At 54.9% G+C, this 23,989-nt stretch carries 21 protein-coding genes; 6 read left to right on the top strand and 15 right to left on the bottom strand.

Going from position 1 to position 23,989, the window contains the following annotated elements; translation table 11 throughout:
• From crtB to AC6I8W_RS22995, 4 genes are read right to left on the bottom strand one after another with little or no spacing between them, the layout of a single operon-like run.
• On the bottom strand, positions 1-924 hold the full coding sequence (gene crtB / locus AC6I8W_RS23010; RefSeq protein ID WP_497838438.1) for a 15-cis-phytoene synthase CrtB: 924 nt from the start codon (positions 922-924) through the stop codon (positions 1-3).
• Positions 921-2,402, bottom strand: coding sequence for a phytoene desaturase (locus AC6I8W_RS23005; RefSeq protein WP_497838437.1), 1,482 nt, complete (start codon positions 2,400-2,402; stop codon positions 921-923). The genes crtB and AC6I8W_RS23005 overlap by 4 nt, the downstream gene beginning before the upstream one ends.
• Positions 2,399-3,568: a lycopene beta-cyclase CrtY gene (crtY, locus tag AC6I8W_RS23000; RefSeq protein WP_497838436.1), complete on the bottom strand. Its 1,170-nt coding sequence runs from the start codon at positions 3,566-3,568 to the stop codon at positions 2,399-2,401. Before crtY ends, AC6I8W_RS23005 begins: the two co-directional genes overlap by 4 nt.
• Positions 3,569-4,474 (bottom strand): polyprenyl synthetase family protein, encoded by a 906-nt coding sequence (locus tag AC6I8W_RS22995; protein WP_497838435.1) that lies wholly within the window; start codon positions 4,472-4,474, stop codon positions 3,569-3,571. It abuts the gene before it with no gap.
• A gap of 239 nt (positions 4,475-4,713) precedes the next feature.
• On the opposite strand from AC6I8W_RS22995, the gene AC6I8W_RS22990 reads away from it, so the two are divergent.
• From AC6I8W_RS22990 to AC6I8W_RS22980, 3 genes are all read left to right on the top strand, one after another.
• Positions 4,714-5,655, top strand: a complete 942-nt coding sequence (locus AC6I8W_RS22990; RefSeq protein WP_497838434.1) for a 2-hydroxyacid dehydrogenase — start codon at positions 4,714-4,716, stop codon at positions 5,653-5,655.
• Between the two features lie 121 nt (positions 5,656-5,776).
• Positions 5,777-6,955, top strand: a complete 1,179-nt coding sequence (locus tag AC6I8W_RS22985) for an NAD(P)/FAD-dependent oxidoreductase (RefSeq protein WP_497838433.1) — start codon at positions 5,777-5,779, stop codon at positions 6,953-6,955.
• Between the two features lie 103 nt (positions 6,956-7,058).
• A complete protein-coding gene (locus tag AC6I8W_RS22980) occupies positions 7,059-8,081 on the top strand; it encodes a Gfo/Idh/MocA family protein (protein WP_497838432.1) in 1,023 nt (340 codons plus the stop codon).
• 64 nt (positions 8,082-8,145) lie between these two features.
• On the opposite strand, the gene AC6I8W_RS22975 is transcribed toward AC6I8W_RS22980, so the two are convergent.
• The 7 genes from AC6I8W_RS22975 to AC6I8W_RS22945 are packed head-to-tail and all read right to left on the bottom strand — an operon-like array spanning position 8,146 to position 15,036.
• Positions 8,146-9,081 carry an oligopeptide/dipeptide ABC transporter ATP-binding protein gene (locus AC6I8W_RS22975; protein WP_497838431.1) on the bottom strand — a complete coding sequence of 312 codons (936 nt, stop codon included), beginning with the start codon at positions 9,079-9,081 and terminating at the stop codon, positions 8,146-8,148.
• Complete coding sequence (locus tag AC6I8W_RS22970; RefSeq protein ID WP_497838430.1) at positions 9,074-10,054, bottom strand: ABC transporter ATP-binding protein; 981 nt, start codon at positions 10,052-10,054, stop codon at positions 9,074-9,076. Before AC6I8W_RS22970 ends, AC6I8W_RS22975 begins: the two co-directional genes overlap by 8 nt.
• Entirely contained in the window at positions 10,054-10,947 is an 894-nt protein-coding gene (gene ddpC / locus AC6I8W_RS22965; RefSeq protein WP_497838429.1) for a D,D-dipeptide ABC transporter permease, read from the bottom strand. Before ddpC ends, AC6I8W_RS22970 begins: the two co-directional genes overlap by 1 nt.
• On the bottom strand, positions 10,944-11,966 hold the full coding sequence (locus tag AC6I8W_RS22960; protein WP_497838428.1) for an ABC transporter permease: 1,023 nt from the start codon (positions 11,964-11,966) through the stop codon (positions 10,944-10,946). Before AC6I8W_RS22960 ends, ddpC begins: the two co-directional genes overlap by 4 nt.
• A gap of 46 nt (positions 11,967-12,012) precedes the next feature.
• Complete coding sequence (locus AC6I8W_RS22955) at positions 12,013-13,575, bottom strand: ABC transporter substrate-binding protein (protein WP_497838427.1); 1,563 nt, start codon at positions 13,573-13,575, stop codon at positions 12,013-12,015.
• A 13-nt stretch (positions 13,576-13,588) separates the two neighbouring features.
• On the bottom strand, positions 13,589-14,161 hold the full coding sequence (gene ddpX, locus AC6I8W_RS22950) for a D-alanyl-D-alanine dipeptidase (protein WP_497838426.1): 573 nt from the start codon (positions 14,159-14,161) through the stop codon (positions 13,589-13,591).
• 8 nt (positions 14,162-14,169) lie between these two features.
• On the bottom strand, positions 14,170-15,036 hold the full coding sequence (locus tag AC6I8W_RS22945; RefSeq protein WP_497838425.1) for a MurR/RpiR family transcriptional regulator: 867 nt from the start codon (positions 15,034-15,036) through the stop codon (positions 14,170-14,172).
• Positions 15,037-15,377: 341 nt separating this feature from the next.
• Between AC6I8W_RS22945 and AC6I8W_RS22940 the strand changes: the two genes are divergently transcribed.
• On the top strand, positions 15,378-15,596 hold the full coding sequence (locus AC6I8W_RS22940; protein ID WP_497838424.1) for a hypothetical protein: 219 nt from the start codon (positions 15,378-15,380) through the stop codon (positions 15,594-15,596).
• A 422-nt stretch (positions 15,597-16,018) separates the two neighbouring features.
• Here AC6I8W_RS22940 and elbB read toward each other — a convergent pair whose 3' ends face one another.
• The 3 genes from elbB to AC6I8W_RS22925 form a co-directional block, all read right to left on the bottom strand.
• Positions 16,019-16,672, bottom strand: a complete 654-nt coding sequence (elbB, locus tag AC6I8W_RS22935; protein WP_497838423.1) for an isoprenoid biosynthesis glyoxalase ElbB — start codon at positions 16,670-16,672, stop codon at positions 16,019-16,021.
• A complete protein-coding gene (locus AC6I8W_RS22930) occupies positions 16,662-17,183 on the bottom strand; it encodes a hypothetical protein (RefSeq protein WP_497838422.1) in 522 nt (173 codons plus the stop codon). The genes elbB and AC6I8W_RS22930 overlap by 11 nt, the downstream gene beginning before the upstream one ends.
• 385 nt (positions 17,184-17,568) lie before the next feature.
• Complete coding sequence (locus tag AC6I8W_RS22925) at positions 17,569-18,426, bottom strand: helix-turn-helix transcriptional regulator (RefSeq protein ID WP_497838421.1); 858 nt, start codon at positions 18,424-18,426, stop codon at positions 17,569-17,571.
• Between the two features lie 115 nt (positions 18,427-18,541).
• On the opposite strand from AC6I8W_RS22925, the gene AC6I8W_RS22920 reads away from it, so the two are divergent.
• Positions 18,542-19,951 carry an MFS transporter gene (locus AC6I8W_RS22920; protein ID WP_497838420.1) on the top strand — a complete coding sequence of 470 codons (1,410 nt, stop codon included), beginning with the start codon at positions 18,542-18,544 and terminating at the stop codon, positions 19,949-19,951.
• A gap of 231 nt (positions 19,952-20,182) precedes the next feature.
• Positions 20,183-22,612 (top strand): outer membrane protein assembly factor BamA, encoded by a 2,430-nt coding sequence (gene bamA, locus AC6I8W_RS22915; protein ID WP_497838419.1) that lies wholly within the window; start codon positions 20,183-20,185, stop codon positions 22,610-22,612.
• A gap of 288 nt (positions 22,613-22,900) precedes the next feature.
• Here the strand turns inward: bamA and AC6I8W_RS22910 are convergent, their stop codons facing one another.
• A complete protein-coding gene (locus AC6I8W_RS22910) occupies positions 22,901-23,989 on the bottom strand; it encodes an ABC transporter ATP-binding protein (RefSeq protein ID WP_497838418.1) in 1,089 nt (362 codons plus the stop codon).

Genomic DNA, 23,989 nt, shown 5'->3' with positions numbered 1-23,989 from the left:
TTACGGACGCTGCCACAACCCTTCAGGTCGTTGCGTCGGGCGCGTCAATCGCGAAGCGATCGCCAACCCTGCACCTTTAAGCAATAAACCCAGTTTTTCTCCCTTGCTGGTATGTTGGCGGCTATCCCATGCTCGCGGGCCTGCCTGTTGAACTTTCATCCCAATTTCACGATACACACCATGCGCCGTGGCGATCGCCCATGCCGATCGTAGCGATAAACCCGGCAGCCCGGCCTGCGCCGATTGATAATAGGGTTCCGCTTCTGCCACCAGGCGTGCCGCCAGGAGGGCAATGGCTGCGCGATGCTGCGTCTCTGCCAGATTGTCAGCACGCAGCCCCAATGGATGCAGCCATTCTTCCGGTAAATAACAGCGGCCATGCTGAGCATCTTCCACAATATCGCGGGCGATATTGGTGAGCTGAAACGCCAACCCCAAATCACAAGCGTGATCCAGCACGCGCTCGTCACGCACCCCCATCACGCGCGCCATCATTAAACCCACCACCCCAGCGACGTGATAGCAGTAGCGTAAGGTATCTTCGAAGCGCAGGTAGCGTTGTTGGTGCACATCCATGTTAAAGCCCTCAAGGTGGTCAAAGGCCAGCTGTGGTGGAATGCGGTGCATCAGAGCGACTTCCTGAAATGCTAAAAATGCAGGTTCGGCCATGGTGGCTCCGCTGTAGGCGCGTCGTGTTTCCAGTTGCAGATGCGCCATGCGCGCCTCCGCATCATCCTGAGGCATCTGCGTGTCGGATGCGCCGAGAGTCTGTCCATCGATCACGTCATCGCAGTGGCGGCACCACGCATATAGCATCAGCGTGCTGCGTCGCGTTGAAGCATCAAACAGTTTGGCCGCCGTAGCGAAACTCTTTGACCCGACGGCCATGGTCTGCGTGGCGTGCTCCATTAACGGCATGTTCATCCTGCGAGATCCTCCAACATCAGTTGCGCAGTAGCTTTGGCGGAGCCAATCACCCCCGGCAAGCCGGCACCGGGATGGGTGCCCGCACCGACCAGATAAAGATTACGAATGACATCGTCGCGATTGTGGGGCCGAAACCACGCGCTTTGCGTCAGAATCGGTTCCAGCGAAAAAGCCGAACCATGATGGGCATGCAGCCGGTCGCGAAAATCAAAAGGTGTGAACATCCGTTCGGTCACTAACTGCGAACGTAAACCGGGCATATAATGCGCCTCCAGGTAAGCAAAGATACGATCGCGCAGGCGCGGCCCCTCCTGCTGCCAATCAATAGCAGCGGTGCCGAGGTGTGGCACGGGAGTCAACACATAAAAACTGCCGCACCCGGGGGGCGCGAGGCTCGGATCGCTGGCGCAGGGGGCATGCAGGTAAAGAGAAAAATCTTCCGCCAGTTGGCTGCTGTTAAAGATTTCATTAATCAACGGACGATAGCGCGGGCCGAAGCAGACCGTATGATGCGCCAGCTGCGGATGAGGCTGATTTAGCCCGAAATAGAGCACAAACAACGAGTTGCTCATCCGTTTGCGTTTCAGTGATGCGGTGCGTCTGGCGGCGGCAGGGTGATGCGCCAGTAAACGACCATAGGTATGGACCACATCAGCGTTCGAAGCGACCGCCGTTGCAGCAAAACAGCGCCCATCGGTCAGTTGAATACCGCTGATGCGATCGCCTGTGGTGTGCAACCGTTGTACTTGCGCATTCAGCAGCACTTCACCACCCAGATCCTGCAACAATCTCACCATGCCATTCACCAGCGCCCCAGTGCCCCCGCGTGGAAACCACACGCCCCATTCGCGTTCCAGCGCATGAATTAAGGTATAGATCGAGGATGTGGCAAAGGGATTACCGCCCACCAATAACGAATGAAAGGAGAAAGCCTGTCGCAGGTGATCATCCTGAATAAACTTCGCCACCATGCTCCAAACGCTGCGCCACGCCTGTAAACGCCCCAGCTGCGGCCCGGCACGCAGCATGTCGCGCCATGAGAGAAAAGGCACGCTGCCCAGCTTCAGATAGCCCTCATTAAATACCTCACGTGAATAGGCGAGAAATCGCTGATAACCGGCAACATCTTGCGGGTTAAAGGTGGCGATCTGCTGCTCCAGTCGCATCTGCTGGTTGTCGTAATCCAGCCTGCGCCCATCTTCCCAGCACAAACGGTAAAACGGGGTGACGGGCATCAGTTCGACATAATCGCGCAGGGATTTTCCGGCCAGGGTAAATAATGTCTCGATGGCGCTCGGATCGGTTATCACCGTGGGTCCGGCATCAAAGGTAAAGCCCTGCTCCTGCCAGACATAGGCGCGGCCCCCGGGTTTATCGTGCTGCTCCAGTACGGTGGTCGGAATTCCCGCTGCCTGCAAGCGAATGGCGAGGGCCAGGCCGCCAAAACCGGCGCCAATCACATAGGTACGTTTCATGGTTGCTTCCCTGTTTGCGTCGTCAGTAGCGCGCGCAGAGCGGCACCAGGTGGTACTGGCGGTTTGCCGCACAGAATGCGCGCTTTGTCGGTCAGGGTGAGTTGACCGGCGTAGAACCGGGCGATCAACGCCGCATCCAGCTGGTAAAACCGCTGCATCACCTGCCAGCGTTGCTCGGGCTGCGCGGCAAGAAACAACATACGGTTCAGCAGCCGAAAAAAACGCTGCTGGTGCCAGTGGCGACGGGCAAAGGTCTCGATATGCTGGCTGAGGCTGGTGGCATCGCAGGGCAGCCATTCGGCGATCTGCTCCGCCAGCGTGACTGCCAGCGGCAGAGAATAGCCGGTGGTAGCGTGAAACAAACCGGCACGCAGGCCGCTGCACGGCTGGCCGCGCTGCTGTTGCCAAAAAGCGTCAATATCGCCGCTGAGAGGAATGGGCAACGCACCGCGCTCTTCGCGCATTAGCAGGCTCAGGTGCCAACCCTGTTGCCGGGCATAATCGGCAATATGCTTCCGCGTATCGGTATCATCCAGCATAGGGCTATCCATATAGTGCGTATCTTCAATCAGTAACCGGTCGGTGCTGAGTGGCAGGGTATAAACAAAACGGTAACCCTGTTGCTGTGGCACCGTGGCGTCCATCAGCACGGGCTGCGTCAGGCCGTGTGGTTGTGCCAGTTGCCACTCCTGACCGATAAACACCTGATAAGCGAGGCGCAAATGTGGTGAGTAACGCATACCACGCCCATCAATAACCACCTGCGCCCGGATCTGGCGGCCATCGGCCAGCGTCACGCTGGTGGGGGTGATCTGCTGCACCGCACAACCAGTACGTAAATCGTCTCCCAGCGTGGCGTGGAGCTGGCGGGCAAAGTGTGCCGAGGAGAGGGAGAAATAGGCATCCGGCAGGCTGCGTTGTACCGCCGGAAATCGCACCTGATAACCGGACCAGTGCGCGGTGATTAAGGGGGCAATCCAACGATGCTGCTCCGTACGCAAATCGCCCTGATGAAATGACCAGGTATGATTGCTGTCGGCATGTGGGCTGCTTTCCAGCAACAGGCAATGCAGCGAGGGATGTTGTTGACGCAACCGCAGGGCAATCAGACCGTTTGCCAGCCCGGCGCCCACCAGAATCACGTCATAGTGGATGTTTGACGGCAATCAGTTGCGCCTCGCCAACTGCTGGTTAAACAGGGCATGCATATATTGGCGAGTGGCGCTGCCGCGATGACAGGCGCAGGCCAGATGGGCATCCGCGCTACGCAGATGGTCACGCAGGTGGCGCTCGGCACCCTCCGCGCCTAACATCGCCACCAGCGTGGATTTACCCTGATCCTGATGACGGTCTTTGCCGGTGTGTTTGTCGCTATCGGTGAGATCGTCGAGTAACTGAAACGCCAACCCTAAATCCTGTGCAAAGGCGCTGAGATTTTGTCGTACCGTCGGTGAGGCATCGGCGACGATCGCGGCCATTTGCAAGGTGGCGCGGAACAGTACGCTGGTTTTAAGTTGGTTAGTCAGCTCAATCGCTTCCGCGCTGCGGGCGTGTGCGCCATCATGTAAATCCTGAAACTGACCCTGTACCAGGCCCTGTAAACCCACTGCGGCAGAAAGTTCAGCGATGGCGTCAGATTTACGCTGTGCGGCCAGCCCCGGGGCCACGGCGATCACTTCAAAGGCCCGGCTGAGCAGGGCAATGGCGGCAAGAATGGCGACGTTTGTGCCGAACTCGCAGTGCACCGTTGGGCGGCCTCGTCGCATCTGCGCGTTATCCATCGAAGGAATATCATCAAGGATCAGGGATGCGGCGTGAACCATCTCCACCGCGCAAGCCAGGTCCAACAGGCCCGGCTGCTGGCTGTCACAACCCATATCGTGTGCCGCCAACAGCAGCAGCAGTGGGCGAATACGTTTGCCCGGTACCAGAGTTCCCGCCCGCATGGCGGACCGCACCAAGTCCGCCTGCTGCCCACAAGGCAGCAATTGCTCAAGGTGGCTTTGTAGCTGCTGATGCAGCAGCGGTAATTCGCTGTGTGGGTGCGCGGGAATTTCGACACGGGCGATCATAACGTCTTCCAAAGGTAGTGAAGTCTTTGTGGTTTTTTTAACCGTAGCTTGCCGGGGGGGAGTTCGCCAGATAAGCGAAGCGATTTGTCCAGTGGCTCTGGTCATGAGTGGCACGATAAATCGCGCCGTTACGGAGCAGGTCTACGTGATCGCGGCGACGAAATAAGTAACCTTTCGTCGTAACATTAAATTTATCCGTTAGTCTCAGGCTGAATCCATTATTTAGAGCGGAAAGAAAGATGCCAACTTCGCAACCTGAAATCCTGATTATTCAACCGGTGATGCCCCAGCTGGATGAAAAATTAACGCAACATTTTCACTGCCACCGTTTATATGACTATGCCGACCCGGCATTATTTCTGCAGCGGCAGGGAGAATCCATTCAGGCGATTGTGACGCGCGGTGATGTCGGGGTGGAAAATACCCTGCTGGAACAATTACCGGCGTGTAAAGCGATTGCGGTTTTTGGCGTTGGCACCGACCGTATTGATCTGACTACCACCGCTGCGCGCCAGATCCAGGTCAGTATCACCAAAGATATTCTTACCGACGACGTGGCCGATCTGGCACTGGGCCTGACGCTGGCATTCTCACGTAAGCTGCTGCAATACGATCAGTTTGCCCGTTCGGGGCAGTGGGAAACGCAGGGACCGGTGCTCTCCAGCAAGGTCAGCGGCAAAAAATTGGGCATCGCCGGTCTGGGCGCGATTGGTTTAGCGATTGCCCGCCGTGCTGAAGCCTTTGGCATGAAAGTGGCCTATACCGCACGCAGCGCTAAAGCCGTGCCCTATCGTCACTGTGACAACATCGAACAGCTGGCTGCATTCAGCGATTTTCTGGTGTTGGCGCTGCCCGGCAGCGCGGAGAATCAGCATATCGTTGATAGCCGCGTATTGCAGGCGCTCGGTGCTGATGGTGTGCTGATTAACGTGGCGCGCGGCAATGTGGTCAATGAAGCGGATCTGATTGCGGCATTGCAGCAGGGCATCATTAAAGGTGCGGCGCTGGATGTGTACCCACAGGAACCGGTTATTAATCCGGCACTGCGTGCCCTGGAGAATGTTATTTTGATGCCACATATTGCCAGTGCCACCTTTGAGACGCGTGAGCAGATGGCAAATAATGTGCTGGAGAATCTGCTGTCATATTTCTCAACCGGAAAGATCATCAGTCCGGCATAATTTTTTAATCTGTCCTCAGAAGAAAAACTTATATCCTTTGCATGATGGTGGGTGGCGGGAATTTCATTTCCGCGCCCTGAGATTGATTATGCTAAGGTGAGTTTTTTTCAGGGAGCCAGATATGACAGCACAAAAAATCGCAATTATTGGCGGCGGCGTCATCGGCATGGCAGTGGCGCGATCGCTGGCTTTGCAGGGGGCGCAGGTCACCCTTTTCGAACAGCAAAACGTGGGAGCAGGCACCAGCAGTACTTCCTTTGCCTGGCTTAATTCAAACGGCAAACAACCCGACAGCTATCATCAGCTCAACGCGCTGGCGATGGAGGAACACGTCAGGCTGCAACTCACCCAACCCACCGGGCTGCGCTGGCTGGAAACCTGCGGTACCTGGGAATGGGCGTCAGACAGCGGCCAGCAGGAACTGAAGCAGCGTGCTGCGCGTTTACAGGCGTTGGGGTATCCGGCGCGAGAAGTCACGCTCGACGCGTTGCAGCACGAAATCCCTGAATTGCGCAGTACCGCTGTCAGCGGCAGTCTGTGGCATTTTCCATCCGAATCGATTCTCTATCCGTTCCTTTACCTGGCGCGGTTGTGGGCTGATGCGCGTGGCAACGGCGCGGTGCTACATCAGCACTGTCGGGTAACTACGGTGCAGGAGAGCGCGACACAAGTCAGTCTACGACTTGAGAACGGCGAAACGTGGCAGGGCGATCGGCTGGTGGTGGCAAGTGGGCGTTGGTCCGCTGAGGTACTCAAATCACTCGGCCTGCAACTGGCGCTAACCGATGCCAGTCAGCCGAATAAGATCGCGTGTAGTTTTCTGGCACGCACCGCGCCGCAGCCACTCTCCCTTGCCACCAATCTGATTTCACCGCAGTTGAATGTACGCCCAGACGGTGGTGGACGTTTGTTGTTGCAGGCGTTAGATCTCGATGACCAGGCGGATCCTGCCGCGCCGCCCGCCGTTGATGGCGCGATCGCGCAGCAGATGCAGGCGCGTTACCGCGATTTGTTTGATGACGCCGGAACGCTGCAAATTGAACGTATTGTGGTGGGGCAACGTGCGCGTCCGGCCGATGGCTTGCCTGCGCTGGGCTTCGTCACGTCGCATCAGCGCGTGTATCTGGCGGTGATGCACAGCGGAATGACGTTGTCGCCTCTGATTGGCCGTCTGGTGGCCGAGGAATTGATCAATGATACGCCTGGCACGTTGTTGCAGGATTTTCGCCCGCAACGGCTGCTGGGGAAAACAGCGGCGGATTTCCCCACGCCGGTTCATTATTTCCCGGCTGCACAGTAAAAATATTCCGAAATCACACTTTTTGGAATTTCCGTGTTATTTGCCGGTGGATTTTTGCTATCGTTGGCAAAGGGTACATCACCCGTCATCACACGGAGGGAGTATGAAAGTCGGATTAGTGGGTTATGGCAGTGGTGGGCAGAATTTTCATGCCCCTTTTATTACCGCTGCTGAGGGGCTGGAATTGGCCGGGATTGTGGCGCGTGCACCATCGACCATTGCAAAGGTGCAAACCGATTTTCCTGATGTGCCGATTTATGCCAGCCTGACTGAACTGCTGGCGGCAGGAGTGGATATGGTCACCATCACCACGCCACCTCAGACACGGCGTGAGCTGGTGTTGGAGGCGATCGCGGCAGGCGTGGCGGTGGTGGCTGACAAACCCTTCGCGCCGGATGCCAAAACGGCACGTGAATTAGCTGCTGCTGCGCAGGCAAAAGGGGTGGTGCTGGGGGCGTACCACAACCGTCGTTACGATTCTGATATGCAGACCCTGCATCAACTGATTGAACAGCAGCGGCTTGGCAAGCTGTGGCGGCTGCATAATCGCATGGATCTTGATGAACCCCAGACGTTAGAAGGCGGTGAAACCGGCGGCTTGTTGCGCGATATGGGGAGCCACCTGGTGGATCAGGCGATGTGGTTGATGGGACCGGTAACTTCGGTGCTGGCGCACCTGGATATTGTCGATCGTCCCGAAGGGCCGACCGATGCCAGTTTTGTCCTGACGCTGACCCACAGTAGCGGCGCGCATTCGTACATCTCCTCCAGTAAGATCAACCATCTTTCCTGCCGTGAACTGCGGCTGTATGGCGAAGTTGGTAGCTATGTTGCGCAAGGCTCGGACGTCCAGGCGCGGGATATTTTTGCCGGTAAACGTCCGGTCAATGATCTGGAAAGCTGGGGGTTTGAACCGCCGGAGCACTGGGGCACGCTGCACACCGCAGCGGGTTATGAACGTATCCCGGCGGCGCAGGGGGCGTACCATGATTACTATGAGGCCTTTGCGGCCGCTGTGCGCAACGGTAGCGAACCGCCGGTGACGACAGAACAGGTCATTCGTGTGCTGGAAGTGCTGGACGCCGCGTTTATCAGTGCGCGGGAAGGGCGCATTGTTGAGATTTAGCGACATTCGTAGCGGCGCGATTTATCGCGCGGTTCTGGAAAAACCTGCGCGATAAATCGCGCCGCTACGGGCTATTTACTTGCCAACAACGCACCGCGCGTTCAGCTTCAACGACCTGCAAGCGCTGCGGTGTTCCACAGGCTTCCTGTGCCAACGGGCAGCGATCGCGAAAATAGCAGCCGCCGGGCAGCACGCGATTACCCGGCAAATCGGTTTTGCGTAACGCGATACGTTCCGCCAGCGGTTGATGGATGTCAGGCACCGAGGCCAGCAATAACTGCGTGTAAGGATGCTGCGGGTGTGTCAGTACCGCGTCTGCTTTGCCCAGTTCAACAATCTGCCCGAGATACATTACCGCCACGCGGTCGCTCATATGCCTCACCACCGAGACGTTGTGCGAAATCAGCACATAGGTCAGGTTGCGTTGTTGTTGCAGAGTGACCAGCAGGTTGAGGATCTGCGCCTGTACCGAAATATCCAGCGCGGAGGTCGGCTCATCCAACACGATAATCTGCGGATTGGAGGAGAGGGCGCGGGCAATGGCGATACGCTGACGTTGCCCACCGGAAAAGGCGTGTGGCAGGCGATCAAGGTATTCAGGACGAATCCCCACCAGTTGCGCCAGCTCGACCGCCAGCTGACGGCGCGCCGCTTCTTTCATGCGTTGCTGAATCCAGACCGGTTCGGTGATGATGCGCCACACCGGCAGACGGGGATCAAGTGATGACAGCGGATCCTGAAACACCATTTGCATGGTGCCCGATGCTGGCGCAGCTCGCTGGCACTGCCCCTGCTGCGGTTGCAACATCCCCATCAACAGTTGGGCGAGGGTACTTTTACCACAACCCGATTCACCGACAATGCCCAGAGTTTCGCCGCGTTTCAGCTGTAAATCGAGGCCATTCAGTGCATGGGCCTGTTCGGTGATGCGGCCGAGCCAGTTGCGGCGCAGCGGGAAATTCACATGTACATCGCGCAGTTCCAGCAGCAGCTCAGACATAAGCGTTCTCCTGTTGCGGATACCAGCAGGCAGCAAGCTGGCTACCGCAGGGTTGCAGCGTGGGTGTTTCCCCGCAACGCTGCCCAGCGGCAAAACAGCGTTCTCGGAAAGCGCAACCGGTGGGGAGATGTGCCAGATTCGGCACGGTGCCAGGAATCGCGGGCAGCGTCGAGCGGGGCGCGCGTTGTTCCGGCGCACACTGCAACAATCCCTGGGTATAGGGATGTACCGGATGGCGAATCAAATCCTGAGTGGCACCCTGTTCAATCACGCTACCGGCGTACATCACATATAAGCGGTCGCACAGCTGCGACACCACCGCCATATCGTGGCTGATAAACAGCACCGAGGTGCCGCTGGTGCGCGCCTTCTGTTTCAGCAGGCGCAGCACCTGAAGTTGTACCGTGACGTCCAGCGCGGTGGTGGGTTCATCGGCGATGATCAGCGTAGGATCGCAGGAAAAGGCCAGGGCAATCATTACGCGCTGGCGCATACCACCCGACAGTTCGAACGGATAGCGTTTCATCACCTCGGCGGCATCGGGGATTTGCATCTCCTCCAGCAGGCTGATGGCTTTTTGTTGTGCGGCTTTGCGCGTCAACGCCTGATGATGGCGGATCACCTCCACAATTTGCCGCCCGATGCGCCGCGTCGGATTCAGGGCGGTCATCGGTTCCTGAAAGATCATCGCCACACGTGAGCCACGCCACTGGCGCAGTTGCTTTTCACTGGCGCGCAGCACGTCTTCCCCGAGCAACATCACCTCACCCTGCGGCACGCGATAACGTCCCTCCGGCAGCAGACGCATTGCCAGCATGGCGGTGACCGATTTGCCAGAGCCGGATTCGCCCACCACGCCGACAATCTCGCCACGTCCGACATTCAATGACACATGATTGAGCGCCTGAACTTCGCCCTGGTAGATCGGGAAGTTCAATTGCACGTCACGCATGGACAATACCTGAGTCACCATCAATGTTGTCCTCCGGTTTTTGGGTCGAGCAGGTCACGCAGGCCGTCGCCAAACAGGTTAAAACCGACGGCAGTGATCAGAATGGCCCCGCCAGGAAAGGTGCAGTACCACCACTGGTCGAGCACGTAATTGCGGCCAACTGCCACCATGGCTCCCCATTCGGCGGTGGGTTGCTGCGCACCGAGGCCGATAAATCCCAGCGTTGCCGCCATCAGAATGGCGCTACCGATATCCAGCGACGCTTGTACAATTAGCGGTGGCAGCGCATTGCGCAAAATATGCCAGCTGATGAGATGCCAGCGCGAAGCACCAAAGGTGCGGGCGGCCTGAACATAGGTGAACTGGCGCACAATCAGCGTCTGGCCGCGCGCCAGTCGTACATAAAACGGAATACGCACGATAGCAATCGCCAACATGGCATTGACCAGACTGGGTCCGAGCGCCGCCGCCAACGCCATGGTCAGCACCAGCGAGGGAATCGACAGCATAATATCCATCAATCGCATGATCAGCGCATCACCGCGCCCACCTATCACCCCGGAGAAGCAGCCGAGCAGCGAGCCGATGCCGCCCGCAATCACCACCACCATCAACCCCGCCACCATCGATTGCTGACTACCCACCAGTACCCGGCTGAACAGATCGCGGCCCACTTCATCGGTGCCAAACCAGTGCAGCGCTGAGGGGGCTTGTAAGCGGGCGGTGAGATCCAGCGCGTTGGGATCATAGGGAGCCAGCCACGGTGACAGGATCAGCAGCAGCAACATCAGCAACATAATCAGCCCACCCACCAGAGTCAGGGGGCTTTGTCGCAGCAGCCAGAAGGTGCGTTTCAGGCTAGCCTGCCAGCGGCAGGTGTTGCGTATCCGTGGTTCGACTTCCGTCATCATCATGCATCACCCCCGCGACCGATGCGCGGATCGATCCACAGGTAGATCAGGTCCACCGCCAGATTGACCAGCACATAAACAAAGGACACCACTACGGCAAAGCCCATCACCGCCGGGAAATCGAGTGCCTGGATCGAAGCCACCACCCATGCCCCCATCCCCGGCCAGGCAAACACCGTTTCGGTCAGTACGGCACCGTACAACAGATCACCCAGCGCCAGCCCCAGCACGGTAACGGACGGGATCAGCGCGTTCGGCAGCGCGTAACGCAGGATAATTACCCGGTTTGGCAAACCACTGGCACGCGCGGTACGAATATAATCTTCACTGAGTTGCTCCAGCATCGCGCCGCGTATCTGACGTGCCACAATGCCCAGATGGACAAACGCCAGCGTCAGCGACGGCAAAATCAGGTGTTGCAACGCGTTGAAAAACACCTCGCGGTCACCCGCCAGTAACGCATCGATAGTGTAAAAACCGGTGATACGCGTCGGGGGATCAAGCCAGTCATCCAGCCGTCCGCCACCGGGTAACAGTTGTAGATGGCCATAAAACAACACGATCACCCCCAGCCCGAGCCAGAAGGCCGGGGTGGAAATGCCGGTGATGGCCAGCAAGCGCACCAGATGGTCGAGCCAGCGATTGCGATACACCGCCGACAACACGCCTAGCGGGACACCGATCAACAACGCCAGCAGCAGGGCACAGCAGGCCAGCTCCAGTGTGGCGGGGAAGAAGGTGCGCATCTCCTCCAGCACCGGTCGCCCGGTACGGATCGAGGTGCCGAGATCGCCATGCAGCAGCGCCATCACGTAGCGACCGAACTGCACCCATAACGGCTGGTCCAGCCCGAGTTGCTGACGAATATGTTGCACAATCGCCTCGCTGGCGCGATCCCCGGCCAGCATGCGCGCCGGGTCGCCCGGTATCAGATGCGAAATAACAAAGGTGATCACGCAGACCCCAGCCACCACGAGGAAAAGTCCCCAGCAGCGCTGGCGCAAAATTTGCCAGAGTGTCATCGGCGCTCCCTGACGGCGTCGTGACCGACGCCTTACGTTGAGTTGCTTACTTACTCATGTTGCCGATGTTGAACACCTGTTCCAGCATCGGGTTAAACACAAAGCCTTTGACCTGTTTGTTCATCGCCAGCTGATAGTTCTTCTGAAACAGATAAACGTAGGCAGCTTCGTCGATCACGATCTTTTCCGCCTGCTGGTAATCTTTGGTTCGTGCCTGTTGATCAGTTGTCGCCAGTGCGCTTTTCAGCAGTTTGTCGACGTCGGCGTTTTCATAGAAGGAACGATTGCCAGGCAGTCCTTTCTTGTCCGACTCAAACCAGTAATTCATAAACATGTAGGGATCAGCGAAGTCCGGGCTCCAGTTGCCGATGGCGATGTCGTAATCACCTTTACCGACGCGTTCACGCATGGTGGCGTTGGCGAGTTTTTCCAGCTTCACATTGACGCCGATTTTGCTCAGGCTGGCCTGGGTGGAAAGGGCGATCGGCTCCCAGTTGGGGTCGTTATCTGAGTAGAGGAACGTCAGGCTGGCCGGTTTCTGCGGCACTTTGTCCAGTGCGGCTTTGGCTTTCGCCTCGTCCATGCTGTATTGCATAGCGGAGGCATCATAGCCCCACATGCCTTCGGGGATCGGACCACGCATCTGCTTACCGTAGCCGCTCAGAATGCCTTTCACCATGCCCTGATAATCGGTGGCCCAGGAGATGGCGCGGCGCAGATCCACCTGATTCATCGGTGCTTTGCTGTTGTTGAGATAGAGATAAGTGACGCGCAGCGACGGATATTCCGCCACTGCGACTTTGCCTTCCTGTTTCAGCGCGGTGAGCTGGTCAATCGGCAGCGAATCCGCGATATCGATATCTCCGCGTGACAATTGCAGACGGCGCGAGGCGCTTTCACCGATAATTTTCACCGACACGCGTTTAAACGCGGGTTTATCCCCGGCGTAATGCGGGTTAGGCACCAGCACCAATTGCTGACCTTTCTGCCAGCTTTTCAGCATGAAGGGGCCGGAACCGGCGGTGTGTTCTGCCAGATAACCGCGTGCGTCATCAGCGGCGTGTGCCTTCAATACCGCCGGGTTAATGATCGATGCACCATCGTTTGCCAGGGTGTAGAGAAAAGGCGCGAAGGGTTGGTTGAGAGTGAATTTCACCGTATGCGGGTCGACCACGTCGATTTTCAGATCCGCCGGATAGGCTTCTGCCGGGCCTTGTTTGATTTTCAACAGGCGTTCAAACGAGGCCTTTACCGCATCGGCAGTCACCGCGCTGCCGTCGTCAAATTTTTCGTTATCTTTCAGTTTAAAGGTCCAGGTTTTCTGGTCTTCCGACGCCTGCCAGCTGGCAGCTAAGTCCCCTTCCACTTCAGTAGAACCTTTGCCGTCTACCGTTTTGTAACGCACCAGACGCTGATAAGCAGGGTAGGTGACGGTCCAGTCGTTATTATCAATGGTGACCGCCGGGTCGAGGGTTTGCGGATCGGCGGCCTTACCGATCACCAGCATATCTTTCGGCACCGCCGCCTGTACACCAGGGACAGCGAGCGCCAGCGCGCTGGTCAAAAGGGCCGGACGTAACAGCGAACGGAACAGGTGTGTCGTCTTCATCGCAAAGCTCCAGTTAACAGGAAAGGTTGTTGTTGTAACAGGAAAAACGATCGTCAAGCAGCGGATAACGCAGCGCATCGGGCAACTCGAAGTGCCACCACTCGCTGCTCATGCCAACAAAGCCACCGCCAAACATGATGGCGTTGAGCAACAGGCGATTACGCTGTGCGGTGACCGGCACGGAAGGGTGATATTGATGGGAACGTTCATGCATCTCATCGAAACCTGCGCCCATATCGAGGATGTGTCCCGCATGGTCCATCAGGGTGACATCAATGGCGACGCCCCGACTGTGATTGGAACCCAGCGTAAGATCGGCGACATATTGCGGATCGGGACAGGCTTGCCATAACAGCGCCTGCGCCTGGCGTGGGCGATAGGCGTCATAGACGCGCAGCTGAAAACCGGCCAGTGCGGCAATGGCGATACTTTTTTCCAGCGCGGGCACGGCATCAGGATGCAGCAGGCAGCGCGCTTCGCGATAAATCGGACGCCCGGTGAGGTTATCCGCCGTGGCGTATTTCAGATCGATGGTTAATTGCGGAAACCGCGCCGTAAGATCAACCAGTTCACAATTGTCAGACATAGCAACCCTTAACGTTCAAATTGACCAAATTCTTGCTGCAATTGACGGTTCGCCGTCAGCCGGGTGGCAAGGCTGTCACCCAATTGCTCGACCACACCTGACAACAACAGGTTAAACAGACAGGTGACCGGTGCCAGCGAGTCCCAGAAATGGCCGGTATCGGTTTTCACCTGTAATAAATCCAGCGGGTAGTCGCGCGCCCACGGGCACCAGATATCGGTGATTAAGACAAGCTGCACCTGCTGTTCGCATGCCACGCGACAGTACTGGCGGGCAATGGCGGAATAGGCGCGGGTATCAGTGATCACCACATAAGGATGTTCAAAGCCGGAATTAAGGGATTCCACCCAACTTCCCGAAAGGCCCTCGGCATAGCTGACGCGTGGGCGCAGATACTCCAGATGGCTAAAAAAGGCGTTAGCGATACCTCGCGTAGACTGAATGCCGAGCACAAATACCGCATCGGCGTGCGTAAGCTGCTGTACCACGCGCTGGAAGATCTCGCTTTGTGCCAGCTGATAGACGTGTTGGATAGCGTCCAGCTCCAGTTCCAGCGACTGCTGTGAGCGGTGCGGTAGCCGGTGTTGCTGCTGCCAGGCATCAAGACGTTCATTCATTCCCCAGGCCTGATAAGGGCTGGCGGGTATATCCCGCAGGCTTTGCTTGACGTGGTCCAGGTTGCGATAACCGAGTTTGCGCAAGTAGCGTCCCACGGTAATTCCTGTGGTGCCGGTGGCCTGGGCGATGCTGTCCGCCGTTTCAAACGGGATCTGCGCACTGTGCGTCAGCAGCCAACTGGCGATACGTTTCGCGCTTGGGGTTTGCTGGCTGAAACTGGCTTCAATGCGAGCGATCAATTCGGGTTTCCCAGTCATCACGGCCTCCATGTTAGCGAGCTGTCATTGGTTGGCATCCTGTTATCAGAATAACAATGCAGGACGCGTGCCAATGCGACAGGTGGCGCGAAACCTGTGGGATTAACGGTGGGTGAATTAACAACAGATCAACATTTGTGCAGCGTAGTTCACTTTTGGTGCAACACGGCAGGGGATTAAAACGATTCTGTGCTGTAGCTCAGACATTTTTGATTTCAGTGAAGTTAAAGCGCGAGTTGGTTATTTTTTGTTCCGAATTAAATTCTATTCTGACACAAATCAATAAAACTTAACTCTGATGGCTCAACCATGGAGGCCAAATCAGAGGAAAAGAGGAGGTTATGATGCGTACGTCAGTTATGACGTTGCCGGAAATGGCACGCTATCTGGGGGTCCCACCAGCGACCCTGGTCCGCGCTATCTGCAATCGAGGTACGCTGGAAAAACTGCCGCTGCCGGAAGCGGTCGATGAAGAGGTTCCCCTGTCACGTCGCTGCTGGTTCCCGCATGACGTCAGGCAGTTCCGCCATGAATTGCAGCGAGCAAGGCATAGTCGTTAGTCCTCATCCGAACCCTCTCCCGTGGGCGGGAGAGGGAATCAATCGGGTAGATGAAGAAAAGAGGTCAGGGCCGTTCTCTCAGTATCTTCGTGTCACTGGTTACCGCTGTATAACGGCCCGAGGCCTTAAAGTCATTTAGCTGTCCTGGCGTATTCTTTGATTAACAATGTTTTTGATTATGTAACCTGTTGTCTGACCGTTATCGTTTACCGGATGACGCATCTGCAACTTTTGTTAGATTCAATATGCGTCCTCTAAGAACTACATCATCCAGTTCTGAAAGTGCTATCTTTCTGTCACGGTTATTATACAGATACTCAAAAAGGGTATGATTTAAAGATTGATCACGAAATGATGCAACAATGCTATCACCAGAGCAAATAATAAGACCTCAAGCACACACCCGTACAGGAATATATTCATTATAACGACACAACTTTTTCCACAAGTTTATCAATGCCCTCTTTCGCATCCTTGATACTTTGCGCCAGCATGTAAGCCGGTGTTGTTACGACATTTCTCGTTTCATCAACCACGATTTCATTATATCTGGCTATCTGATGTTGACAGCCTGCCTTCCTGAGGAACTCAATAACATCCCCGTCATTCCCGATGGTTATCTTCACGTCAGGGCCATAGACTGAAGGGATAAGTACCGGCGCGATACACATATATCCTGCGGGTTTGTTTTCCGCTGCAAATTGTTTAAGTGTGGAAAGGGTGTTTTTTTCAACACGAAACTCAGATTCACCGGTTGCAAAATTGGAAAGGTTTTTTGCGACACCGAACCCTCCGGGAACAACCACGGCAGTAAACTGATCGCTGTTGCACTCTGTGACAGGTTTAATATTCCCTCTGACAATTCTTGCGGATTCTGTAAAAACATTTCTTATTTCAGGTGGAGTGTCACCTGTTTTATGATCTATGACATGATGTTGTTGAATATCTGGAGCAAAACACTGATATGAAACACCATTATTTTCAAGAGCCAATAAGGTTAACACAACTTCATTTATTTCAGCACCGTCAAAAACACCACAACCGGATAAAATTACTGCCACATTTTTATTGCTCATAGTAAACTCCTTCTGTTGTTAATTTCTCTATAAGTTTTCTGCTTGTTATGTTCTGGTACTCTTCCATTACATCTGTGATATTGCGTATTTTTTCATCGACATTTAATTCTCCGTCAAAGACAATTGCATAAACGTCCTGGAGGAAAGTATTGAAATCAAAATTTTCCTGATACCAGTTCCCTAAATTTCTGATGGGCGTGTGTAAGCTATTAAATTCCCGAGTATAAGCAGAGGAACGGTGTTGCAACATGTTTTTTATGCGAATTTCAATCCTTTCTTTCTGCGTTAAATCATCCGTCTTCAGAATTGAACGCAGTTCTTGAAGTTCTCCCCGCGAGTGGTACCAGACCATGGCTCTGACATAATTGATCGTCATATCAGGAGATATGGTATTGAAGGCGACTGTATCTTTTGTACGATCAAGTTGGGACTGATATTCATACCAACCAAGGATGCCCACAAGACCATAAATAGCGATTGCAGTGTATTTGGCAAATTTAAGTATATTCAAATAAAATCCCTTTTAAATCGGTCAACCATTTCCCTGACGACCGTGATAGTGAAGTGGGTTTATTATTGGTGTGTTTCTGACAGATGCCAGGTTCTTTATGGAATATTTGATGCACTTCACGAAGTTTCGTGCAACAAACTTAATTCTGGTTCTAAAAGTTCGAACCAGTTCAAAAAAATCGATTTAAAAATCTATAATTTGGTTATCCCGTACTGGGTGGGTGGCTGTTGGTGGTTGCAGGAAAAACCTGGCTTATCGGTTCACTGGTCATCCTGGCGATAATTGAACTGGGAGTGGGGGGCATCAGGTGCCCACGGACATCAAAGGTTGTAGCCTCAACCATGGACTGATTTAATCCGGGTCACCACTTTTCAGCGGATTGCAGTTATGCGCGGGTGATAAGCTGCTGTAACGCCGCTGCGCTCACTTCATCATCCGGCACATACACCAACAAACGATCCCCGTTTCGCGATGCTGACCACCAGTTATTCTGACGCAGCGTCATTTCACCCACACTGGCACGCCGGAAACGCTTCACACGGTTTTCCACCTTGCCCAGTTCATAGCGTTGCCAGGTGCGGCCAAAATCATCCGAACTGGCAAGCAACCGGGCGAGGAAACTTTCCCAGTGTGGATCGCCAAGATGTTCTCCCATCTGACCACGAAACATCGCCACCATCTGCGGCATCACTTCATCCCAGTCGGCCATAGCGGCGCGCCAGCCGGGATGATTGAACGCCAGCCAGATGCAGTTACGATCTTCAGGCGGAATTTCTGCCATATCCACCCCCATCAGCGCACACCAGGCGGCGTTGTAGCCAAGAATATCGAAACGCGGGGTTTCAATGATGGCGGGTAACTGGATGGCGTCCAGCATCTGTTGGTTATGCTCGGCAATTTTGCAACAAGCGGCCGCCACACGCACGGATGGCAGGTTATGCCCGGCAAGAGAAAACAGGTGTTGGGTTTCCACATCGTTGCACTGCAAGGCAGTGGCGATAGCGGTCAGGGTTTTCGCAGAGGCCTTGATATCACGTCCCTGTTCCAGCCAGGTGTACCAGGTCACGCCAACATCGGCCAATTGTGCCACTTCTTCGCGCCGCAGGCCCGGTGTACGGCGATGACGCATGCGTGGCAGACCGAGGCGATTCGGGTCGAGGTTTTCGCGGCGGGTGCGCAGAAATGTCCCAAGCAATTTGCGATTGTGATTAGCGGCGTTAGTGGTGGGTTGTGCGGTGAGCATCAAAGGCACTCCTGTTAAGACGGGTAGAATTTATACCATGATAAACAAGAACTGGTACCCGTTTAATGGTTAAGAGATGCTATGCCCCACTGAAGACAAAAACAAGGGTAAACCGATGCAATCATCGCAACTTCAACGGGCAGGATTGGTGGTCCTGCTTTCCGGGCAATTGCTGCCTATGATCGACTTTTCAATCGTTAACGTCGCGCTCGACGCGATGGCGCATAGCCTGCGCGCCACGCCGATCGAGCTGGCGCTGATCGTTGCGGTCTACGGCATTGCCTTCGCCATCTGTCTGGCGATGGGTGGCCGACTCGGGGATAACTATGGCCGCCGCAGGGTGTTTCTGGCGGGCGTTTGGACATTTGGTCTTGCCTCACTGCTGTGCGGCATCGCCAGCCATGTTGGGATGCTGATGTTCGCCCGCGCATTACAAGGGGTAGGTGCTGCATTTATCGTGCCACAAATCCTTGCAACGCTACACGTGACCCTGAAAGGCAGAGCGCATGCGCGTGCCATTGGTTTGTATGGCGGTATCGGCGGGCTGGCGTTCATTGTTGGTCAGGTACTGGGCGGTTTTCTGATCAAAGCGGATATCGGTGGTTACGGCTGGCGTAGCGTGTTTCTGATTAACCTGCCGATCTGCCTGTTTGTGCTGTTAACCGCGCGCCGCTGTGTGCCGGAAACCCACAATAACCAGCGCGTAGCGATTGATGTTAGCGGGACATTATTATTGGCTGGGGCGGTAGGTTGTCTGATGCTGGCATTGGCGCTTGGGCCGGTGCTGCACTGGTCGTGGCCGTGCATCTTATTACTGGCGCTGTTCCCGTTGTTCCTGCACCGCTTGCGTCAAAGTTCTTTACGACTGGAAGCGGCACAGGGCGCACCTCTGCTGCCGCCCTCACTGCTACGTCTGCCTGGGGTACGCTTTGGCTTAACCATGGCGGTGTTGTTCTTCTCCTGCTGGAGCGGCTTTATGTTTGCAGTGGCGCTGACGCTGCAATCGGGGCTGGGATTAAGCGCTTTTGAATCCGGGAATGCGTTTATTGCGCTCGGCATCGCCTATTTTATTGGCGCGATGCAAAGCACACGCATGGTGGAGCGGTTTGGTAAGCGCGCCACGCTGTTGACTGGCTGCGCTATTCAGATGCTCGGTTTGTTGTTGCTGATTGCCACGCTGCAATTCGCCTGGCCGAACGTGGGCATTGTCACCCTGATCCCGTCGACGGTACTGATTGGTTTTGGTCAGTCATTTATCGTCAGCACGTTCTACCGCATTGGCATGACCGGCGTACCGCATCATCAGGCCGGGGCGGGTAGCGCCATGCTGTCGACCGTGCAGCAGTCGGCGCTCGGTTTAGGGCCAATGCTGTTGGGGGGCATCTTTACGCAAATCTGGTCGCATGGCACGCATTTGACGGCGATCACCGGCACGCTGATCGTTGAATGGATGTTAATGGCGGTGCTGGTGGTGTTAACCAGTTTGAGCCGCCGCTCGTTTCAACCGGTCGCAACCGAATGCTAATTGTTTCTGGGGCGTAATTCTTGTGAGGAAATTTCAGCAGTGGATTTTCAGCTTATTGTAAAATAACCGAAAATACGCCTGACGCACTGAATTTACCTTTGGCGAAGCGGTCTTTTTTCCGGAACATAACGCCACTACCAATGGGCTGAACCCTGTGTTCAGCCCGTTTTTTGTGGTGCGGGAATCAAGGCAATCGCCACAGGCACAGGAATAGCGGCAGGCTCATAGCAGATGAAAAAGATGTTAACCGGGTTACTCTTTATGGTGACCACCACTGCCTTCGGTGCAGATGATTTCACCCTCAGGGATATTCATTTTGATGGATTACAGCGTGTCGCACCGGGTGCGGCGATGCTGAGTATGCCAGTGCGTGTCGGCGATCGTGTCAGCGATGACGATATCAAAAATACCATTCGTGCCCTGTTTGCTACCGGCAACTTTGAAGATGTGCAGGTACTGCGTGATGGCGATACGCTGCTGATTAAAGTGAGGGAACGCCCGTCGATTGCCAGCATCTCGTTTTCCGGCAACAAAGCCATCAAAGAAGACCAACTGAAACAAAACCTGGATGCCTCTGGCGTCAGTGTGGGTAATGCGCTGGACCGCACCACGCTCTCCTCGATTGAAAAAGGGCTGGAAGATTTTTACTACAGCGTGGGTAAATATACCGCCAGCGTCAAAGCGGTGGTCACCCCGTTACCACGCAACCGTGTCGATCTGAAATTTATCTTTACCGAAGGCGTATCGGCAAAAATCCAGCAGATCAACATTGTCGGTAACCACGCTTTTTCGGATGATGAACTGATCACGCAATTCCAATTACGTGACAGCGTGCCCTGGTGGAATTTCATCGCCGACCAGAAATACCAGAAACAGAAACTGTCTGGCGACCTGGAAACGCTGCGCAGTTATTATCTCGATCGCGGTTACGCCCGCTTTAATATTGACTCGACCCAAGTCAGCCTGACGCCGGACCGTAAAGGGATTTATATCACCGTTAATATTCACGAAGGCGATGTGTATCATGTCAGCGGCGTGGAGGTGAATGGTAATTTAGCCGGTCACTCTGCCGAGATCGAAAAATTGGCGCAGATTCCAAAAGGAGGTCTGTATAGCGGTGCGAAGATTACCCAGAATGAAAATGCGATCAAAGATCTGTTAGGTCGCTATGGTTATGCCTTCCCGCAGGTCAGCACCCAGCCGGAAATAAACGATGCGGATAAGACGGTCAAACTGCATGTCAATGTGGATGCCGGCAACCGTTTTTATGTGCGTAAGGTGCGTTTTGAAGGCAACGATACCTCGAAGGATTCGGTGTTGCGCCGCGAAATGCGTCAAATGGAAGGGGCATGGCTGGCGAATAACCTCGTCGATAAGGGTAAAGAGCGTCTGAACCGTACCGGTTATTTCGAAAGCGTGGATGTCGATACCCAGCGTGTACCGGGCAGCCCGGACCAGGTCGATGTGGTCTACAAAGTGAAAGAACGTAACACCGGTTCGTTCAACGTCGGCGTGGGTTATGGCACCGACAGCGGGGTCAGTTTCCAGCTTGGCGTCAGCCAGGATAACTGGATGGGCACTGGTAATACCGTTGGTTTTAGCGGCACCAAAAACGACTATCAGACCTATGTCGAAGTCTCCGCCACCAATCCGTACTTCACGGTGGATGGTGTCAGCCTCGGCGGCAAGTTGTTCTACAACGACTATAAAGCCGACGATGACGATCTGTCTGAATATACGCTGAAAAGTTTAGGCGCTGGCACCACCTTAAGTTTCCCGATCAGCGAAAATAACAGCATCAACACCGGGTTTGATTACGTCTACAACCGTGTCAGCAATATGGCTCCACAGGTGGCGATGTGGCGTTACCTTGCTTCGCAAGGTCTAAATCCTTCGGTGGTGACACGAACCACCGATGATGATGGCACCAGTGATGAAACTTTCACCGCCAACGATGTCTTCTGGAATATTGGCTGGGGATATAATTCGCTGGACCGTGGTTTCTTCCCGACATCGGGTGTGACGGCAGGCTTTAACACCAAAGTGACCGTTCCGGGATCCACCAACAGCTATTACAAAAGTACGCTCAGTGCCAATGCCTATCTCCCGCTCAGCAGCGATCACCGCTGGGTGTTGATGGGCCGTACCAAAGCAGGTTATGCCGATGGTCTGGGTGGTAAAGAAGTGCCGTTCTACGATAACTTCTATGCCGGTGGTTCCAGCTCGGTGCGTGGTTTCTCCTCCAACACCATTGGTCCGAAAGCGGCCTATTACCGTTGTAACGGCAGCGAAAGCAGCTATGCCACTTGTCCGGTGGAAAAATCGGATGATGCCGTCGGTGGTAACGCCATGGCGATTGCCAGTGCGGAGTTGATTGTACCAACACCGTTTGTCAGCGAACGTTATGAAAGCTCCCTGCGCACTTCGCTATTTGTCGATGCCGGTACGGTATGGGATACCAAATGGGAAAATACCGCGGAAACACGTGCAGCGGGTATTCCGGATTACGGTGATCCGAGCGAAATCCGTGTTTCCAGCGGCTTGGCGCTGCAATGGCAGTCACCGCTTGGACCCCTGGTGTTCTCTTATGCTGTGCCGATCAAGAAATATGAAGGCGATAAGTCTGAACAGTTCCAGTTTAATATTGGTAAGACATGGTAATGGCGTGATTTAACGCCTGATGCTTGTCAGATAACAAGACATCCGTAGCGGCGCGATTTATCGCGCGGGTTTAAAAACAGCGCGATAAATCGCGCCGCTACGGGACATTATGAAAAGGGTTTTACAGTTTCTTTAAACGAGCAAGACAGACGAAAGCTGATGAAAAGGTAAAATAGTGAATCGTGCAATGCTTAGGGAAAGAGGGTTCGCGAAAACATCGTTGTTATGCGTTTTTAATTAACTGAATTTAATTTCGCCACCCTCATATTGAGGGTGGCTTTTTTATTTTCAGCGACTGGATTCGGTTAAGCGATAACCGCTTTCGGCATCAAATAGATGTATTTTCTCGCAATTAAAACCGAGCATTAATTCATCACCACTGCTGGCAGCATGACGTCCGGCAATCTGCATATGCAACGCATGGCCGTGCCAGTCGAGATGTAACAAGGTCGATTCGCCCGTGATCTCCACCACATTCACCCGCGCAGCTGCGCCATTTTCCGCTTCGCGCAGATCGTGCGGACGTAAGCCAATGGTGACCTGTTGCCCGTCACGCGCACGCGCTACGTCATGCCAGCGTTCCGGCAGGGGCTGCCACAGATCCTGACACTGCACGCCAGGGACGCCATCATGCGCGATCAATTGGGCAGACAGCAGATTCATCGGTGGCGAACCAATAAACCGTGCCACAAAGGTATTGGCCGGACGATCGTAAATCTCCAGCGGTGCGCCCTGCTGTACGATGTGACCGGCCTGCATCACCACGATTTGATCCGCCAGCGTCATCGCTTCCACCTGATCGTGAGTGACATACACCATGGTGGTTTTGAAGCGCTGATGCAGCGATTTAATCTCTGCGCGTAACTCCATCCGTAACTGCGCATCAAGGTTGGAGAGCGGTTCATCAAACAGGAACACCTGCGGATTGCGTACCATGGCGCGGCCCATGGCCACACGCTGCCGTTGTCCGCCGGAGAGGGCACGTGGATAGCGCTGCAACAGCTGGTCAATGCCGAGAATGGCGGCGATACGCTGAATTTTGCTCTGCTGCTCCTCGCGTTTGACCTTTTTCACCTGCATATGAAACGCCAGGTTTTCTGCTACCGTCAGATGCGGGTACAGCGCATAGCTTTGAAACACCATGGCGATATCGCGGTCAGCCGGATCGCGATCGTTAATTTGCACCTGGTCCATCAAAATGGCACCTTCGGTCAGGCTCTCCAGCCCGGCCAGCAAACGCAGCAGCGTGGATTTGCCACAACCAGACGGGCCGACCAGCACGGTAAAACTGCCATCGGGAATGGTCAGATCGAGCGGATGTAGCACCGATTGTTTGCCGTAGCGTTTGGCGACTTTGATCAGTTCAACACTGGCCAT

This window comes from Pantoea sp. X-Soil-TKNS-1211 (assembly GCF_059730495.1).
The sequence above is the reverse complement of the archived record's forward strand: the minus strand, read 5'-3'. Positions and strand labels throughout refer to the sequence as shown.

Excerpts from the sequence above, each read along its gene's own strand:
- crtB (WP_497838438.1), bottom strand. The coding sequence starts at position 924 with ATGAACATGCCGTTAATGGAGCACGCCACGCAGACCATGGCCGTCGGG.
- AC6I8W_RS23005 (WP_497838437.1), bottom strand. The coding sequence starts at position 2,402 with ATGAAACGTACCTATGTGATTGGCGCCGGTTTTGGCGGCCTGGCCCTC.
- AC6I8W_RS22995 (WP_497838435.1), bottom strand. The coding sequence starts at position 4,474 with ATGATCGCCCGTGTCGAAATTCCCGCGCACCCACACAGCGAATTACCG.
- AC6I8W_RS22990 (WP_497838434.1), top strand. The coding sequence starts at position 4,714 with ATGCCAACTTCGCAACCTGAAATCCTGATTATTCAACCGGTGATGCCC.
- AC6I8W_RS22985 (WP_497838433.1), top strand. The coding sequence starts at position 5,777 with ATGACAGCACAAAAAATCGCAATTATTGGCGGCGGCGTCATCGGCATG.
- AC6I8W_RS22980 (WP_497838432.1), top strand. The coding sequence starts at position 7,059 with ATGAAAGTCGGATTAGTGGGTTATGGCAGTGGTGGGCAGAATTTTCAT.
- AC6I8W_RS22975 (WP_497838431.1), bottom strand. The coding sequence starts at position 9,081 with ATGTCTGAGCTGCTGCTGGAACTGCGCGATGTACATGTGAATTTCCCG.
- AC6I8W_RS22970 (WP_497838430.1), bottom strand. The coding sequence starts at position 10,054 with ATGGTGACTCAGGTATTGTCCATGCGTGACGTGCAATTGAACTTCCCG.
- ddpC (WP_497838429.1), bottom strand. The coding sequence starts at position 10,947 with ATGATGATGACGGAAGTCGAACCACGGATACGCAACACCTGCCGCTGG.
- AC6I8W_RS22960 (WP_497838428.1), bottom strand. The coding sequence starts at position 11,966 with ATGACACTCTGGCAAATTTTGCGCCAGCGCTGCTGGGGACTTTTCCTC.
- AC6I8W_RS22955 (WP_497838427.1), bottom strand. The coding sequence starts at position 13,575 with ATGAAGACGACACACCTGTTCCGTTCGCTGTTACGTCCGGCCCTTTTG.
- ddpX (WP_497838426.1), bottom strand. The coding sequence starts at position 14,161 with ATGTCTGACAATTGTGAACTGGTTGATCTTACGGCGCGGTTTCCGCAA.
- AC6I8W_RS22945 (WP_497838425.1), bottom strand. The coding sequence starts at position 15,036 with ATGACTGGGAAACCCGAATTGATCGCTCGCATTGAAGCCAGTTTCAGC.
- AC6I8W_RS22940 (WP_497838424.1), top strand. The coding sequence starts at position 15,378 with ATGATGCGTACGTCAGTTATGACGTTGCCGGAAATGGCACGCTATCTG.
- elbB (WP_497838423.1), bottom strand. The coding sequence starts at position 16,672 with ATGAGCAATAAAAATGTGGCAGTAATTTTATCCGGTTGTGGTGTTTTT.
- AC6I8W_RS22925 (WP_497838421.1), bottom strand. The coding sequence starts at position 18,426 with ATGCTCACCGCACAACCCACCACTAACGCCGCTAATCACAATCGCAAA.
- AC6I8W_RS22920 (WP_497838420.1), top strand. The coding sequence starts at position 18,542 with ATGCAATCATCGCAACTTCAACGGGCAGGATTGGTGGTCCTGCTTTCC.
- bamA (WP_497838419.1), top strand. The coding sequence starts at position 20,183 with ATGAAAAAGATGTTAACCGGGTTACTCTTTATGGTGACCACCACTGCC.
- AC6I8W_RS22910 (WP_497838418.1), bottom strand. The coding sequence starts at position 23,989 with ATGGCCAGTGTTGAACTGATCAAAGTCGCCAAACGCTACGGCAAACAA.